Origin of the sequence: Halorubrum sp. CSM-61, from assembly GCF_003781945.1 — an archaeon.
GTDB lineage: Archaea > Halobacteriota > Halobacteria > Halobacteriales > Haloferacaceae > Halorubrum.
Map to the genome: position 1 here is coordinate 186,091 of NZ_RJJW01000005.1, position 16,182 is coordinate 202,272.

Genomic DNA, 16,182 nt, shown 5'->3' on the forward strand with positions numbered 1-16,182 from the left:
CGCGTGTGAGTGTATAACGGGTTTGTCGGAATCGCGCTATGTTATCGGATCGACTATCGGTATTATTAGAGATATATAAAAGAGGGTGATCGATCGTGGTCGACGAGCCGACGACGTCGACCGTACTCGCGCGGCCGGTCTCAGGGCCGACGGCGCGCGACGAGCGCGACCGCGATCAACGCGATCAGGGCGACGACCGCGCCGAAGCCGGGCGTTTCGTCGCCGCTCCCGCCGCCGTCGCTCATCTGGTCGTCGTTCATCTCGTCGTTCTCGCCGTCGATCCCGTCGTCGTCATCGGCGTCTCCGTCGTTCTCCCCGTTCACCTCGTCCCCCGTCTCGGCGCCCTCGACCGTCAGATCGGCGGCGGACATCACCGGCGAGCCCGCGGCCGCGTACGGGCCGTCTTCGGCGCCGTCACTGCCGGGGAAGTCGTAGGCCTCGTTGCCGTTCGTGTCGCGGTGCGCCATCGCGAAGACCGTGTCGCCCTCGGTCAACGGGTCGTCGAGCGCGATCTCGACGTCGGTGTGCGTTCCCGGTCCGAGGTACGCGCTGGTGCCGCGGATGGAGTCGAACACGGCGCCGTCCGCGAGCGAGGAGTCGTGAACCGTCACGAATCCGCCGTCGTGGAGCGTCACCGAGCCGACGACGACGGTCTCGCCGTCGGTGTCTTGCGCGCTCGCGTCGACGAACGCGGTCACCTGAGCGCTTGCGCCGACCGTCGCCGGAGCGTCGTCGCCGGTCAGGAAGGGACCGTCGGCGTCTCCCTCGCTATCGACGAAGTCGTACGCCTCGTTGCCGTTCGTGTCGCGGTGTGGCATCGCGACGAGCTGTTCGGTGTCCGTCAGCGGCTCGTCGAGCTCGATCGCCACGTCCTCGTGAACGCCGGCCTCCAGGTACGCGCTGGTGCCGCGAACGGAGTCGAACACGGCGCCGCCCCCGATCGAGGCGTCGTGGATCGTCACGAACCCGCCTTGGCTCAGGTCGACGCGGTCGACCGTGACCGTCGCGCCGTCCGAATCGCTCGTCTCGAACGCGACGCCCGCGGAGACGGTGACGTTCCCGTCGTCCATCACGATGTCCGACGAGTCGGTCGTGTACGGGCCGTCCTCGCTGCCGTCGCTTTCGGGGAAGTCGTACGCCTCGTTGTCGTTCGTGTCCCGGTGCGCCATCGCGAACAGCGCGTCGTCCTCGGTCAGCGGGTCGTCGAGCCGAACGACGACGTCGCGGTGGATCCCCGGGTCGAGGTACGCGCTGGTGCCGCGGACGGAGTCGAAGGTCGCGCCGTCCGCGAGCGAGGAGTCGTGCATCGTCACGAACCCGCCCTCCGGCAGGTAGACCTCGTCGACGACGACCGCGTTGCCGCCGGACGACTGCGCGGCGAAGCTCGCCCGCGCGTCGTCGTCGAGCTCGACGCCGATCCCGGCCATCACGATCTCGTCGTTCGCGTCGAGGTACGGGCCGTCCTCGTTCCCGTCGCTTTCGGGGAAGTCGTAGGCCTCGTTGTCGTTCGTGTCCTGATGCGCCATCGCGAACACCGTGTCGTCGTTCTGTAGCGGCTCGTCGAGCCGGACGCGGACGTCCTCGTGGACGCCGGCCTCCAGGTACTCGGTGGTGCCGCGGATGGAGTCGAACACAGCGCCGTCCGCGAGCGAGGAGTCGTGAACCGTCACGAACCCGCCGTCGCTCAGCTCGACGCGGTCGACGATCACGTACTCGCCCTCGCCGGGCTGGTCGGTCCCGGTCACGCTCGCGGAGACCGTCACGTTCGCGTCGTCCATCGCGACGTCGCCGTCGACCGTGTACGGACCGTCGGTCTCGCCGTTCGAGGAGACGAACGCGTACGCGCGGTCGCCGTCTGTGTCTCGGTGCGCCATCGCGTGGAACGTCCCCGTCTCCACCGCGTCGGTGAGCTCGACGGTCACGTTCTCGTGCGTCCCCGACTCGAGGTACGCGCTCGTGCCGACGACGCTCCCCAGGGTGTCGCCGTCGGTCAGCGATGAGTCGTGGATCGTCACGAACCCGCCATCGGGGAGGTGAACCTCGTCGACGACGACCGCGCTCCCGCCGGACGTGCCGTCGGCGAAGCTCACGCTCGCCGCGTCGGTACCGCTCTGTGCCGCGACCGCGCCAGCCGCGCCGGCGACCGCCGACACGACCACCACGACCGCCATCGCCAATGTCAATGCGCTGTTGCGCATGAAAGAGTCGACCGGGGATATATAAAAAGAGGTTTCCCGAACTCCCGCCGATTTCTCACCCAAATTCGTTCGGAAAGCGGCCCAAAACGAATTTTCAAGGGCTGGCGTGCCGGTTCTCGGAACAGCAGTGATGGACTGCGGGAGTGAGTATTGCAGATCGGTGGTGGCGACAGGATATTTAAAAGAACCGCGAGCGATAGCAACGCTCATTTATAAAGAATTGTGCTGTGGCGCGCGCCTTCGAGTGGCCGCCAACGGCGGCCACGAGAAGCGCCGCGCGAGGGAGTCAGTCGCCCGGAGTAACGCGGAGGGCGACTGACGAGGCTGGGGAGGCGTGAGGCGCGGGGTGGTTGCGGTGTGGGTGGGACTTAAAGGGGCAGCCGCGAGGACGGCGCAGGCGACGTAAGCACCGCAGCAAAGGAGCGTCAGCGACTGAGCGAGGAGCGCAGCGAGCGTGCGCCGTCCTCGCGGCTGGGGCTTTGCAGTCTTCTCCGCAGCGTTGCCGATCGCTTATAAACAGCCGCGAGCAACGTCACTCGCTCATTTATAAACAACCCAACTACCATCTCGATATACTCACTCCCGCCATCGATCAAGCTGCACCCCGGCGCTCGCGGATAGTCGCGCGACGGTACGGTAAAAACAGTCCCGACCGATTCAGTCCCAGGTGACCCAGACGAGAAAGACGAGGCCGACGGTCTGGAGGACGTGCAGCGCCATCATCCCGCGCCACGCGATCGGCGGCACGGCTTCGGAGGCGAACCAGGCGGACAGCGTCGGGTCGAGCAGGTAAATGTACAGTGCGAACGCGTTCTCCCCCAGCAGAAACACGCCGAACATCGCCAACCCGAGGGCGTGCTTCGAGCGGAACTGTACGTAGTTCCGCCCCCACACCCAGACGAGCGCGAGAAGCAGGGCCACGTTCAGCCCCGCCGAGACCCGCGCCACGTCGAACCAGAGACTCATCGTACACCTGCTATCGGCGGGGTGGGTATAACCGCTTTCCCAAATTCGTTCCGAATATGACCCGCAACGCGGCGGTCGCGGCTCCGACGCTTCGGTCCGTCAGTCGTCATCTGTCTGCTCCATGATCGTTTCGATAGTGTCCCAGTGCTGTCGCGCCCGCGGGGTCGGCAGGTAGACGGCACCGTACTCGTCGCCGCTGCGCTGGACGACGTCGTTGTCCATCAGTACGTCGAGGTGGTGTCGGACCGTTTTGTAGTCCAGATCAAGGTCCTCGGCGAGCTGGTTCGCGTTTCGCGGGCGGTCGTCGAGCGCCCGCAGTAGCCGGACGCGGTTCGCTCCGCCCCGCGTTCCGGTTAGCACGTACCAGAGTGCCGCTTCCATCGTATTCCGATCGTCGGCACGTCACCTAACTCCACCGCTCCCGGACGAGTTCTCCCGATCGCTTAGCGGTTCCGGCTCACCGGGAACGCCACTCTGTCGGGATGCTCGTTGAACCGCTCGAGGATCCGCTCGTACAGCCGGTTCTTGACGCGCTGTCCGCGACGCGGGTGCGTGAGGTACCGGACACGGAGCTCCACCCACGACTCGCCCTGCGTCACGTTCACCGTCGGCTTGTCGTACACCTCGAGCTCCACCGGCGTCTCGGCGAGGGCCTCGCGGTACGCCGCGATCCCCTCGGCCATCTCCTCGCCGAGGAGTTCGGCCGCCTCCTCGGCCATGACCTCGCGCGCGAAGTCGAGATCGGTCTCGTAGGCGACCTGCACGGCGACCTCGTTCCACACGTACGGGGAGCCGCCCCCGCCGAAGTTGACCACGTTCGAGGAGAGCACGACGCTGTTCGGCACCGTCACCACCCGCCCGGACGGCTGGTTCGTCGTCACCAGCTCGCCGTTGATCTCCCACAGCGTCGTCACGAGGAAGTCCACGCCGATCACGTCGCCCTTGGCGTCGTCGATCCGGACGCGGTCGCCGACGCCGTAGGGCTGTTTGACGGTGATGTACACCCACGCGATCAGCGACAGGAGGGGCTGCTGGAGCGCGAAGGTGATCGCGAAGCCGATGACCCCGAGCGAGAAGAGGAGTCCGAGCCAGTTCTCGGTCAACACCGCGAGCGTCGCGACCGCCCCCACGAACCCGAACGCGAGGCGCAACACGTTGCGCGTGTTGTACGCGCGCCGCTTGTTCGCAGAGCGCATCAGCAGGCGAACGGTGAGGCGGTACGCGCCGTACAGCACGCCGAACACGGCGACGACGAGCAGCGCCCGCCCGACGACGAGACTCGCCGGGTAGCCGATCAGGTCGGGCCAGTTCCCGAGCGCGCCGGTCGTCGTCACGAGCCCGCCGGCCGCGCCGGCGACGACGCCGAGGAGGATAGCGCCGAGCCCCAGAGGTCGTCTCACGGTGGCCGGTCGCGGCCGACCGCAAAAATCGTTGTGACGGCGGGCGGAGTCGGCACGGGCACGCCCGGTCGGCGGGCGCCCTGCCGACCGTCGAACCTCCGTCCCGACTACTCGGCCGCGACTCGCGCCAGCGCGCCCGCCAGGACCTCGGTCGCCGCGGCGCAGTCGGCCCAGTCGGTCCACTCGCGCGGATTGTGCGATATCCCGTCCCGCGAGGGCGTAAAGAGGAGCGAGGCGTCGGTGACCGCCGCCACCCGCATCGCGTCGTGGGCGGCCCCGGAGTGGAGGTCGATCGCGGTCCGGCCCGCCGCCGCGGCCGCGTCGTGGGCCGCGTCGCGGAGCCGATCGCTCATCGGGGTCGGCGCCACGTCGAAGGGGCGCTCGAGGCTCGTCTCGACGCCGCGCTCGCGCTCCAGCCGGGCGAGCGAGTCGCGCGCGGCGGCGGCTATCGCCTCCATCGATTCGGTCTCGACGTCCCGCACGTCCACCCCCGCCTCGACGCGACCGGGGACGACGTTGGTCGCGTTCGGTGAGACGGACAGCGACCCGACCGTTCCGACCGCGGAGTCGCTGTCGGTCTCGACCACCTCGTTCGCGGCGGCTTCCACGTCGAGCACGAACTCGCTCGCGGCCGCGAGCGCGTCGGTCCGCTCGCCCATCGCCGTCGCGCCCGCGTGGTTCGCCTCTCCCTCGATCGTCGCCTCGCAGTGAGTGATCCCCGTGATCGTCGTCACGACGCCGGCGTCCGCGCCCGCCTCCTCCAAGACCGTGTCCTGCTCGACGTGGAGCTCGTAGAACGCCGCCCACGACGCCGGGTCGATCGCGTCGTCGCCGCGGTAGCCGATCCGCTCGAGGGCCTCGCCGAGCGTCTCGCCCGCGTCGTTCTCGAACGAGAGCGCCTCCTCGACCGGAGTGACCCCGGTCGCGACGCTCGACCCGAGTAGCCCGTCCCCGAACGTCGCGCCCTCCTCCTCGGTGAAGCTCACGACGGCGACCGGCCGTGCCGGCTCGACGCCCGCGTCCCGCATCGCGCGCACCGCCTCCAGCGCCGCGTACACGCCGAGCGGGCCGTCGAAGATCCCGCCCTCGGGGACGCTGTCGAGGTGGCTCCCGCTCGCGACGGGCGCCGCGTCGGGGTCGGCGGCGTCGGGAGTCCACGTCCCCACGAGGTTGCCGACCGCGTCGACCGAGACGTCGAGCCCGGCGTCCTCGAACCGCTCGACCAGCCGATCTCGTGCCGCCCGGTTCGCCTCGGTCCCGGTGCGGTTCGTCCGCCCGCGCTTCTCGGGGTCGTCGGTCGCGATCCGCCCGAACGCCGCGTTCGCCTCCAGGTCCGCGCGGAGCCGATCGGCGTCGGCTGAGAGGTCCATGTCCGGATCGAGAGCCGGCGGGGCAAAACCGTTCGTGGTCCGGTCGCACGGTGTCTCCGGATTGACATCCTCCCCGCGCTGAAGCGCGAGGATTCCCACGGCGCTGCACCGCTGGGTTGGGATATTGTGGTTTACGACGTGACCTGTTTTTGAGGCGCGAACGCGCCAGTTTCCGTGTCAAACAAGAACGTCGATGGCTGTGCCAACCAGCCGTTACTCCTATTCACCGAGAGATTCGGTGAACTCGGAGATACTTTCTGTCGAATGTTCTCAGCACCGTTCACATCCGCGTTCGCCGTCGTCCCGCACTCATCACACACATACAGCCCGCGTTCAACACGGTTCGCGTCACGCTTTCGACCACAGCACGAGCACGACTTCGAGGTATCCCGCTCAGACACGTGTTCAACCGTGATACCTTCCATCTCCGCCTTGTACTCGAGGAGATCGGTGAAGCGGTCGAACGCCCACGAGTGCAGGTCGAGATTCCCGTGTCTACCCCAATCCTTTGACTCGCCGTTCTCCTCATCCTCACGGATGCCGGAGAGATCACCCACCACGATCGTTCCAACTTCTTCGTCAACACACCGCTGGACGATGTGTTTTGAGAGCGTGTGGAAGTAGTGAGTACGGCGAGCTGACTTCTTCTGGTTTAGCCGCGTGGCCTGCTCGGAGTTCGAATCGTCACACCGAGCGATTCGCTTGCTGAAGTAGTAGTCGTCCTGTTTCAAGCAATTCAGCGGGTATAGCTCGCTGTGACCGTCTTCATAAGCGAGCGCAGCGAAGTTGTTGATACCGAGATCAACACCCACGGTTTTCTCACCCGGGGCTTCATCTACGTCGATTTCGACCTTACAGACAAATTGTAGTTCCCACTCGTCGCCCGTCCAGACAATCTTGACTTGTTGAACGTTCTCCACGGTGGAAAGGTCAACGTCGGGGCGGGTCTGGTACTTACACAGGACGAAGTCCGACCAGTACTCCTTGAGGTTCGAGCCTTTTGAGAGTCGGACTCGGTCGTACTGAGTGTCGAGTTTGAATCCAGCGGTTTTGAACGTCACCGTCGAACGCGGGTGTTCGTCGCCGTGTTTGCGGTAGCCGGGCGGGTTCGCTTTCGTGTCTCCGTTGCGTCGCTTGCCGTACCAGCCGTTGAACGCCTCAGCGAGTTCTTGAAGGACTCGCTGACTTGACTGAGAATGGAGGTCATCGTAGCGTTCGTGTGACTTCAGGTACGTGGTGAGTTCGTTATGGTTCGGGATGTGGCCGATTTCATCCCAGATCCGACTACACGTCCACCGTCCAACGTTCCAGAGCTTACTGGCTGCGAACCCGAGCGAATCAAGGTCGTCCGACACCCGTGACTGATTCCGTATGGAAGCAGCGTAGGTGCGAGTAACGACCTGTTTCGCCATACGTAACCTATGTAGACAAAATTATTTGAAAGTACGTATTGGCGCAGCGTGGAATATCCAGCCGTGCCATCGAACGGTGGACTGCGAAGGGTAGTGTCGGATTCATCCCCGCGCTAAAGCGCGAGGCTTTCTCCTCGATTCTCCGTAATCGTCAGGAACGACGCCACGTCCCCCACAGCAGGCTCAGCCACCAGCCGACGAGGACGAAGTAGATCGCTCGGACGGCCAGCGAGTGTTGCCCGCCCGGACCCGGGCTCCGAAAGCGACCGCGGCGTCCGCGACCGCGAACGCCGCTGGAGAAACGATACGCTCAGAGGTCGATCTGTTTCGTTTCCGACGTGCTGTTGCCGTTCGCGTCCGTGACGGTGAGCGTGACGTCGTACGTCTGCCCCTGTCCGTCGCGCTCTCGGTGTCGGTGGATCCCCGACGCGGACGACCCGCTGACGGAGGTGGTTTCGGACCCTTTCCGACTGCCGCCGAGTGCGAACGCCGTTTCGACCGCGTTGAGGTCGCCGCCCGCGTCGGAGACCGCCCAGTCGACTTCGACCCACGCCCACGTCGGGTTGCCGATATCGGTGAGTTCGATGCGGTCGATCTCGGGAACGGTCTGGCCGACGTCGGTCGCGAACGTCAGGATATCCCCGGTGTCGGTGCCGCCGTCGCTGGCCTCGGCGATCGCGCGGAACTCGTAGTCCGCGCCGCTGTCGAGCCCGGTGAGTTCCTCGCTGAAACGTCCGGTCGCGGACAGGGCCTGTGGCGTCGTCGCGTTCGAGAGGCCACCGCTCGGTCCCCACTCGAAAGAGACGTCCGCGCTGTCGGCCCCGCCCAGGTCGGTCAGCGATCCGTTCAGCGTCGCGCTCGTCTCGGCGACGTCAGTGGCACCGTCGGTCGTGACCGAGAGACTCCCCCCTCCGCCGCCACCGCGGTCGTCTACTTTCGTTAACCGGTCGAACCACCGTTCGGTCCCGGATCCCCCGTAGACGAGCCAGCCGATGCCGCCCGTGGAGAACTCCTGTCCGTCCGAAATCGACGCCTCGGCGTCGATGCCGGAGATCGAGTTGAGAAGCGTGTCCTCGCCGGAGGGGTTGTACTCGTGGAGCTCGTAGGTGAACGCGTGGGCCGTCCCCGTGTCTTCGGTCTCCAAGCGGTGGCGCAGCCATCGCTCGTCTCGCGTCGTCGTGAAATCCGTGTCCACGGCGAAGTACTCGGAGGTACCGTCGACGTAGAGTCCGAGCCGCATCCGGTCGTCGCGAAGCGAGTGATCGATCGAGTAGTGATTGTCCCGGTCCGTCTCGCTCTGGGGAAGGAAGTGGAGCCGATCGCCCGCGTCCGCTCTCGACCACGTGTACCACTCGACCGTGTCGCCGATCGAGGGGTAGGTGTCTAACCCGCTCGTCGAGTTGATGAACAGGCCGGAGCTGTTCCCCGAGTACAGCGATTGGTTTCCCTCGAAGACGGTGTCGGTGACGACGTCGAACGCGCGGGTGCTAGACGAGTAGACGTCGTCGAGCGTCGTCGTCCCATCGTACCGTTCGAAGTCCTCGATGACAGTTGACGCCGCATCGACGCCGGTGGCGGTTCCGAGCCCGCCGAGTATCGCGCTCAGTGCGACGTAACTCCGACGAGTGATGTTGATTCCGCGTCCCTCGTTCGTCTGTTGTTTTTCGTCGCTGTTTTTCTCATTCGTCATGTCGTGTGCGTGCCCGCCAGTTGGCGTTCAACGGCCCCGTTCGGACCCTCGTTCGGCGGCCGGGTTCCGCGGCTAGCCGAATACAGCGCACATGTTCAAAAGATAAGGTGATAAAGTGAGTTCAGGCGTTCGTGACAGTCACAACGAATTATGAGGAACGCAGTCGCAGGTCATCGAGCGGAGAGAGCAGGGACTGATCGACTCCCCGTCCGTGTCGTTCGCGCCGTCGCCTACCAGGCCGACCACGCCGTCAGGCTCTCGTCGCGGGCGTACACCCGCTTGCAGTCCTTGGCGTACGCGAAGTCGCCCTCGTGGTCCAGCTTCTCGTGGCGGTACTCGGGGGCGTCCTCGCGGATCTGGACGCCCTCGACCGTGAACTCCTCCTCACCGAAGACCTCCGTCTCGCCGACGGTGAACTCGTAGTCGCCGGGGACGTTCACCCGCAGCGAGCGCGTCTGGTCGGCGTTCCCGTCCTTCGGGTGGAGCGTCACCGGGACGGTGACGTTGTCGACCGAGCGGGTCCACAGCGTCTCGACGGCCTCGATGTCGGCCTCCTCGACGCGCTGCTCGGGCCCGACCTCGATCCCAGTCACTCGGACCTGCATCAGGGCGTCGGGGGAGTCGACGACGAACTCCTCGCCCGTGGCCACGTAGGTGTCCGCGGGCACGTCCATCTCGGTCGAGAACGACTCGCCGTCCTGCGAGACGACGACGGTCAGCCGGACGGTCTCCTCCTCGGGGATCTCGGCTTTGTGCGTGTGATCGCAGTCGGTACAGCGGACGGTCGCCTGCCCGCCGGGGCGCAACACTTCGTGGACGGTCTCCTCGCCCGGCGAACACGACGGGCAGGCGAGACCGACTCGGTCTCCTGTTTCGGTCATTACGCCGTCGTATCCGCCGCTCGCGTAAATATCCGCCCCTGTGGCCGCGGTGCGTCACACGCTCGCGTGGGGCTCGGTCGGGGTCGTTCCGCGCGGGAGTCGCCCCGCGAAGCGTGCGAGTAAGGAAACTGGTTTACCGGTGTCTGGGGTACGGACGCCCATGATCGTACCCGGATCCAGCTCACAGCTGCTCGCGGCCGCGCTCGCCGAGGAGACGGGTCGGCCGCTGGCGACCCCGACCTACGACCGGTTCCCGGACGGCGAGGGGCTCGCGGCGGTCCCCGACTTCGCGGGCGAGGAGGCCACGTTCGTCGCCGCGACCGACTCCGACGAGGCGTGGGTCGAACTGCTCCAGCTCCAGGACGCCGTCCGCGAGGCCGGCGCCGAGCGCGTGACGACGGTGGTCCCGTACATGGGGTACGCCCGACAGGACGAGTCGTTCGGCGACGGCCAGCCCGTCTCGGCGCGGGCGATGGCGCGGGCGATCTCCACGGGGACCGACCGCGTCGTCCTCGTCAACCCCCACGAGGCCGGCGTCGCCGACTTCTACGACGTGCCCGTCGAGACGGTCGACGCCGCGAGCGTGCTCGCGGAGCCCCTGCCGGCCGCCCTCGACGACCCCCTGTTCCTCGCGCCTGACGAGGGCGCGATCGGCATCGCGGAGACGGTCCGGGACGCGTACGGCGCGGGCGAGACCGACTACTTCGAGAAGCACCGCGACCGCGACACGGGCGAGGTCGAGGTGTCGCCCTCGGACGCCCCCGTCGAGGGCCGAGACGTGGTCGTCGTCGACGACATCGTCGCCACCGGGTCGACGATGAGCGAGTCGGTCGCCGTGCTGAACGACCGCGGCGCGGCGCGGGTGCTCGCGGCCTGCGTCCACCCCATGCTCGCGGCCAACGCCGTGACGAAGCTCCGCGGCGCCGGCGTCGACCGGATCGTCGGCAGCGACACCCTCGAGAGAGGGTGTAGCGTCGTCAGCGTCGCGCCCGTCCTCGCCGACGCGCTCGAATAGAACCGTTGGTGTTGCTGTCGGCTGTTTATCGTCGATCGACGGCTCTACGGTGAAGACCTGCAAAGCCCAGCCGCTCGGCGATACGCAGGTGCCATCGATCCGACTACGAAGACCTCCAAAGCCCCAGCCGTGAGGCGGGCGCACGCTCGCCGCGCTCCTCGGTCGTTCGCGGTGCTCACTCCCTACGGTGCTCGCGTCGCCTGCGCCCGCCTCACGGCTGCCCCTTTGAGTCCCACCCGACCGCACAGCAACCGCGCCTCACGCCTCCCCAGCCTCGTCGGCCGGCGCTTATAAGCGCCGGCCGACTCCCTCGCGCGTGCTCCTCGCGCCCTGTGGGCGCTCGGAGGCACGCGCCACCGCACCATCCTTTGTGTCCATCGAGCCGCTTCTGCCCGTTCTGAGAGGTTTCGACGGGGAGATCTACTCTATCTCCCGGATCACCCGCGCCGGATTCCCGCCGACGACGACGCGGTCCGGCACGTCCCCCGTGACGACCGCGCCCGAGGCGATCACCGCGCCGTCGCCGACCGTCACGCCCGGGTTGAGCACGGCGCGGCCCCCGATCCACACGTCGTCGCCGACGGTCACCGGCTCGGCGCGCTCGCGGCCCGTCGCCCGCTCTTCCGGGTCGATCGGGTGCGTCGGCGTGTAGACGTGGACGCCCGGGCCGAGCAGACAGCGGTCGCCGAAGGTTATCGGGTTGGTATCGAGGAAGACGCAGCCGTAGTTCGCGAAGAAGCCGTCGCCGACCGCGACGTTGTACCCGTAGTCGCACCGGAACGGCGGCTGGACGACGGGGTCGTCGCCGACCGCGTCGAACAGCTCCCGCAGGAGCGTCTCACGGCGTTCCGACTCGGCCTCGGTCGTCGCGCTGAACCGCCGGGCGAGGTCGCGGGCGCGCTCCCGGTCGGCGACCAGTTCGGGCGCGCTCGGGTCGTAGAGGTCCCCGGCGAGCATCCGCTCCGTCTCGGTAGGCATACTCATACTCCCGTCTTAAACCGCCGTCACCCACGCCCGGTAGTCGTCGTCGAGCCCGTACACCTCGCGGAACGCGCGCTCGACGAACCCCGCCACGCGATTCGCGTCCGAGCGGGCGGTGATCACGGCGTTCGTCCCCTCGGCCTCTTCCGGGCTCACCAGTTCGTCGATCCGGAACTCCGGGAACTCGCCGAGCAGCTCTTTCAGCCGGTCCAGCTCGTCGTCGGTGCAGTCCAAGATGAGCTCCGTGCCCGCGAGCTGGATCCACGGCGGCACCTCACCGCCCTCGGTGGCGTCGCTGTCGGGGTCGACGTCGACGGTCATCACGTCGCTCGACCGGGCGCGGTGGGCGGTCGCCGCGTCCGCGAACAGCTTCAGCCGCTCGTCCTCCGTCGCGGCGTCGAATCTTGTCATGCCCGCACGTCCGCGCCGCCGGCTCTTAAAAAGCCGCACCGCGCGCCGGATCGCCGCCGGCGAACGGCTCGGCCGTCGGGATCGGCCGGGCTGCCGTCAGCGGTCTCGGAGGACGGTCTCGCCCGGGTCGACGGTCGCCCCGGGCGACAGCGTCACCCCGGCGTTGAGGGTGCTGTTGATCCCCGTCTTTACGTCGTCGCCGCAGACGACCCCGAACTTGCGCCGCTCGGTGTTCACGCGCTCCCCCTTGACGGTCACCCGCACCGGCTCGTCGTCGTGGCGGAGGTTCGCGACCGTCGTTCCCGCGCCGAGGTTGACGCCGCGACCGAGGACGCTGTCCCCGAGGTAGGTGAGGTGGGGGACGTGCGAGTCCGCCATCACGACGCTGTTTTTCACCTCGACGGCGTGCCCGACCTTCGCGTCCGGGCCGAGGTACGTCGCCCCCCGAACGTACGCGTTCGGGCCGACGCGGGCGCCCGAGCTCACGTAGACGGGGCCCTCGACGACGGCTCCCGGTTCGATCACGGCCCCCCGCTCGACGGTGACGTGTCCGCGGAGCTCGGCGTCTGGCGAGACGTCGCCCGCGCGTCGCCCGTCCGTCTCCGGGAGCTTCCACTCGTTCGCCGCGAGCAGCTCCCACGGGCGGCCGACGTCGAGCCAGCGCTCGAACGGCACCGACGTCACGTCGAACGACTCGCAGGTCCGCTGGAGCACGTCGGTCAGCTCCATCTCCCCGCGGTCGCTCTCCTCCACGTCGAGCCACCGGAGGGCGGCCTCGGGGAAGACGTAGGCCCCGGCGTTCACGAGCTCGGACGGCGGGTCGTCGGGCTTCTCGACGACGCCGCGAACACGGTCGCCCTCGGTCTCCAACACCCCGTACGAGCTCGGGTCGTCGACGCGGAAGGAGCCGACCGCCGGCCCCGACTCGAATAGGTCCCCCAGCGAGTCGTCGTAGAGCACGTCGCCGTTTAACACCGCGAACGGCCCGTCCCGGAGGGCGTCTCGGGCGGCGCGGACCGCGTCGGCGGTCCCGCGCTGTTCGGGCTGCTCCACGAACTCGACGGGGACGGGCCACTCCCGGCCCGAGAGCGCCTCGCGGACCGCCTCGCCCTCGTACCCGACGACGACGACGACTCGCGAGGCGCCGGCGGCTATCGCCCCCTCGATGCAGTGCCCGACGAGCGGCTCCCCGGCGACGGGAAGCATCGGTTTCGGGAGGCTGTCCGTCAGCGGGCGCATCCGCGTCCCCTGTCCGGCCGCGAGTACGACGGTTTGCACAGCCGGACCACTCCGGAGAGCGACAAAGGTATTCTCCGACTATACCCGCGTTCACGGATCTCGGGCTCGCGTCGACGGAGACCCGACGCCGCCCGTTTTCGCGGGGGCGCCCGTCGATAACCGGCGAGTAACGCGACGATATTCGGACGATCTCACCGTCGAGACGGTTAGTCTGCGTATAGTAAGGCGTCGCGGGGCGGTCTCTTCGACGAGATGCGATTCGACCATCAGACGATCGACGACTCTCCTCCGTGCGGGCGCCTCTTCGTGTGCGAGCCCGTCGACCTCGTCGGCGACGGCCTCCCGGACCTCGTCGTCGGGGGGATGGGCGCCGAGGACCTCCCGGTGTTGGGAGACCGAACGATCCCGCTCGTGGGGCGCCTGTTCCGGCGGCTCGAAAACGACCTCTTCTGGTACCAGAACCCCGGCCGGGGTAACCACGACGGCGACGCGGCGTGGACTCGTCACACCATCTCGTCGGAGTCGGACCTCCACGCCCTCGGCGCGACGCTCGGCGACGTGAACGGGAACGGCCGGCTCGACCTCCTCGTGGGTCAGGGGTTCGGCGGGAGCGACGTGTACTGGTTCGAACAGCCCGTCGATCCCCGAGAGGAGTGGACGAAACACCTGATCGCGGACGACTTCTCGAAGTACCACGACCTCGCGTTCGGCGACGTGGACAACGACGGGGAGCCCGAGGTCGTCGGCGCGTCACAGGAGAGCGAGACGGTCTTCTACTACGACGTCCCCGACGACCCGACGCGCTCGCCGTGGCCCAGCGACTGTCTCACGGTGATCAGCCGGAACACCAACGTCGAGGGGCTCGCGATCGCCGACCTCGACGGCGACGGCGACAACGAGCTCGTCGCCGGAACGGCGGTCTATCGGCAGACCGGCGGCACCGCGACCGACGGGGGCGCGTCCGGAGAGGCGGCCGCAGCCGACGCGACCGCCTCGTCCCCGGACGACGCCTCCGACGAGTCCGAGAGCGACGTGTCGGCCGGGTGGGAGCGGGAGCACGTCGTCACCGGCTGGGATTGGACGCGGGTCGCCGTCGGCGACGTGGACGACGACGGCGAGCCGGAGCTGGTGTTTGCGGAGGGCGACTCGCCGCTGCTCGGCGAGCACATGGGACGCGTCGCGTGGTTCGATCCGCCCGACTGGGAGGCGCACATCCTCCACGACGACCTGTACTGCCCGCACACGGTCCAGATCGCCGACTTCGACGGCAACGGCTCGCTCGACATCTACGTCGCGGAGATGGGACTCGACGAGAACGAGGAGACCGCCCAGCACGTCTTGTTCCGGAATCAGGGCGGCGGGGAGTTCAGGGAGACCGTCGTCGAGAGCGGAGTGCCGACTCACGAGGGGAAGGCGGTCGACGTCGACGGGGACGGTCGGCCCGACCTCCTCGGGAAGTCGTTCGAACCGCACACGCACGTGGACGCCTGGTACAACCGCCCGTAACATGCTCGGGAACACGACCCTCCGCGACCGACTGCCGGGATTTTTAGGCGGAGCGACCGACGCCAGCGGAAACACCGACACCGGTCGAGACGCCGATCCCGACAACGATCCGGACGCCGATCCCGACAACGATCCGGACGCCGACCCCGACGACGATCCGGACGTCGATCCGCTCGTCACGGTGGTCGTCACGACGTACGACCGGCCCTCGTACCTGCGCGACTGCGTCGAGAGCGTGCTCGAACAGACGTACGAACCGATCGAGCTGGTCGTCGTCGACGACTGCTCCGACACCCCCGCGAGCGAGACGCTCGCGGAGGTCGCCACCGAGTCGCTGGCCGGGTATCGGTGCGTCCGACACCGGACGAACCGCGGCGTCAACGCGGCGCGGAACACGGGCGTCGAGGCCGGAACGGGGGACTACGTCGCCTTCCTCGACGACGACGACCGGTGGGTCCCGGAGAAGGTCGAGCGGCAGGTGAAGGCGTTCGAGGCGGCCGGCGAGGACGTCGGCGTCGTCTACTGCGGGCTGCAGGCGATCCACGAGGACTGCGTCCGCGAGGAGCTGCCGCCGCGGATCGACGGCGATCTGACGAAGGCGCTGCTGTGTCGGAACGTGGTCGGGTCGATGTCCGTCGTGATGGTCCGGACGGACGTCGCGGAGGCGGTCCCGTTCGACGAGGAGTTCGAGGCGTGGGCCGATCTGGAGTGGTTCGTCCGCGTCTCCCAGCGGGCCGCGTTCGCCCGGCTTCCCGAGCCGCTCGTCGTCTACGAGTACACGTCGCACGGGCGGCTGAGCGACGACTTCGAGAAGAAGCGCCGCGGCTACGACAGCTTCCTCGAGCGGTTCGACGACGTCGCGGCGGCGTACGGTCGGCCCTTCCGTCGGAAGATGCGGGCGTGGGCCGCGTACCGAGCCGGGTCGTCGGCGCTGTACACCGGCAACTACGGCGAGGCCCGCCGGCTCCTGTTCACCGCGGTCGCGCGGTACCCGCTGGAGCCGCGGTTCCTCACGTACCTGCTCGCGTCGCTGGGGGGTCGGTCTACGCACCGCCTGGCGCGCGGGCTCTCGCGGTCGCTCGGGTGACCGGCGGTTCGGGGCGTTACCCGACG

14 protein-coding genes and 1 pseudogene are annotated in these 16,182 nt (G+C 67.8%); 3 read left to right on the forward strand and 12 right to left on the reverse strand.

All coding sequences use genetic code 11. The features are described 5' to 3' along the window. Positions 1-140: 140 nt before the first annotated feature. The 9 genes and pseudogenes from EDM04_RS10570 to EDM04_RS10610 all read right to left on the reverse strand — a co-directional run bounded on the left by EDM04_RS10570 (position 141) and on the right by EDM04_RS10610 (position 9,917). Positions 141-2,171: a PGF-CTERM sorting domain-containing protein gene (locus EDM04_RS10570; RefSeq protein ID WP_206424455.1), complete on the reverse strand. Its 2,031-nt coding sequence runs from the start codon at positions 2,169-2,171 to the stop codon at positions 141-143. A 684-nt stretch (positions 2,172-2,855) separates the two neighbouring features. After that, positions 2,856-3,164: a hypothetical protein gene (locus tag EDM04_RS10575; RefSeq protein ID WP_123621859.1), complete on the reverse strand. Its 309-nt coding sequence runs from the start codon at positions 3,162-3,164 to the stop codon at positions 2,856-2,858. A gap of 99 nt (positions 3,165-3,263) precedes the next feature. Further along, positions 3,264-3,545, reverse strand: coding sequence for a winged helix-turn-helix domain-containing protein (locus tag EDM04_RS10580; RefSeq protein WP_004045969.1), 282 nt, complete (start codon positions 3,543-3,545; stop codon positions 3,264-3,266). Positions 3,546-3,607: 62 nt separating this feature from the next. After that, positions 3,608-4,564 carry a mechanosensitive ion channel family protein gene (locus EDM04_RS10585; RefSeq protein WP_123621861.1) on the reverse strand — a complete coding sequence of 319 codons (957 nt, stop codon included), beginning with the start codon at positions 4,562-4,564 and terminating at the stop codon, positions 3,608-3,610. A 107-nt stretch (positions 4,565-4,671) separates the two neighbouring features. Next, positions 4,672-5,934: a Zn-dependent hydrolase gene (locus EDM04_RS10590; RefSeq protein WP_123621863.1), complete on the reverse strand. Its 1,263-nt coding sequence runs from the start codon at positions 5,932-5,934 to the stop codon at positions 4,672-4,674. Positions 5,935-6,065: 131 nt separating this feature from the next. Then, on the reverse strand, positions 6,066-7,346 hold the full coding sequence (locus EDM04_RS10595; RefSeq protein WP_123621866.1) for an RNA-guided endonuclease TnpB family protein: 1,281 nt from the start codon (positions 7,344-7,346) through the stop codon (positions 6,066-6,068). A gap of 172 nt (positions 7,347-7,518) precedes the next feature. After that, positions 7,519-7,618: pseudogene (locus EDM04_RS19060) on the reverse strand (YccF domain-containing protein); the annotation flags it as partial. Positions 7,619-7,656: 38 nt separating this feature from the next. Further along, on the reverse strand, positions 7,657-9,036 hold the full coding sequence (locus EDM04_RS10605; RefSeq protein WP_123621868.1) for a hypothetical protein: 1,380 nt from the start codon (positions 9,034-9,036) through the stop codon (positions 7,657-7,659). Between the two features lie 230 nt (positions 9,037-9,266). Then, positions 9,267-9,917, reverse strand: coding sequence for an HVO_0476 family zinc finger protein (locus tag EDM04_RS10610; protein ID WP_123621871.1), 651 nt, complete (start codon positions 9,915-9,917; stop codon positions 9,267-9,269). 160 nt (positions 9,918-10,077) lie between these two features. On the opposite strand from EDM04_RS10610, the gene prs reads away from it, so the two are divergent. Further along, positions 10,078-10,932 (forward strand): ribose-phosphate diphosphokinase, encoded by an 855-nt coding sequence (gene prs / locus EDM04_RS10615; RefSeq protein WP_123621873.1) that lies wholly within the window; start codon positions 10,078-10,080, stop codon positions 10,930-10,932. 420 nt (positions 10,933-11,352) lie between these two features. On the opposite strand, the gene EDM04_RS10620 is transcribed toward prs, so the two are convergent. The 3 genes from EDM04_RS10620 to glmU form a co-directional block, all read right to left on the reverse strand. Further along, positions 11,353-11,910, reverse strand: coding sequence for a sugar O-acetyltransferase (locus tag EDM04_RS10620; protein ID WP_123622161.1), 558 nt, complete (start codon positions 11,908-11,910; stop codon positions 11,353-11,355). A gap of 15 nt (positions 11,911-11,925) precedes the next feature. Continuing rightward, the gene (locus EDM04_RS10625; protein WP_123621875.1) at positions 11,926-12,324 is read right to left on the reverse strand and encodes a hypothetical protein; all 399 of its coding nucleotides are present in this window, start codon (positions 12,322-12,324) and stop codon (positions 11,926-11,928) included. Between the two features lie 96 nt (positions 12,325-12,420). After that, positions 12,421-13,602 (reverse strand): bifunctional sugar-1-phosphate nucleotidylyltransferase/acetyltransferase, encoded by a 1,182-nt coding sequence (gene glmU, locus EDM04_RS10630; protein ID WP_123621877.1) that lies wholly within the window; start codon positions 13,600-13,602, stop codon positions 12,421-12,423. Positions 13,603-13,815: 213 nt separating this feature from the next. On the opposite strand from glmU, the gene EDM04_RS10635 reads away from it, so the two are divergent. Then, a complete protein-coding gene (locus tag EDM04_RS10635) occupies positions 13,816-15,069 on the forward strand; it encodes a VCBS repeat-containing protein (protein ID WP_123621879.1) in 1,254 nt (417 codons plus the stop codon). 1 nt (position 15,070) lies between these two features. Beyond that, complete coding sequence (locus tag EDM04_RS10640) at positions 15,071-16,156, forward strand: glycosyltransferase family 2 protein (protein ID WP_123621881.1); 1,086 nt, start codon at positions 15,071-15,073, stop codon at positions 16,154-16,156. The last annotated feature ends 26 nt before the right edge of the window (positions 16,157-16,182 follow it).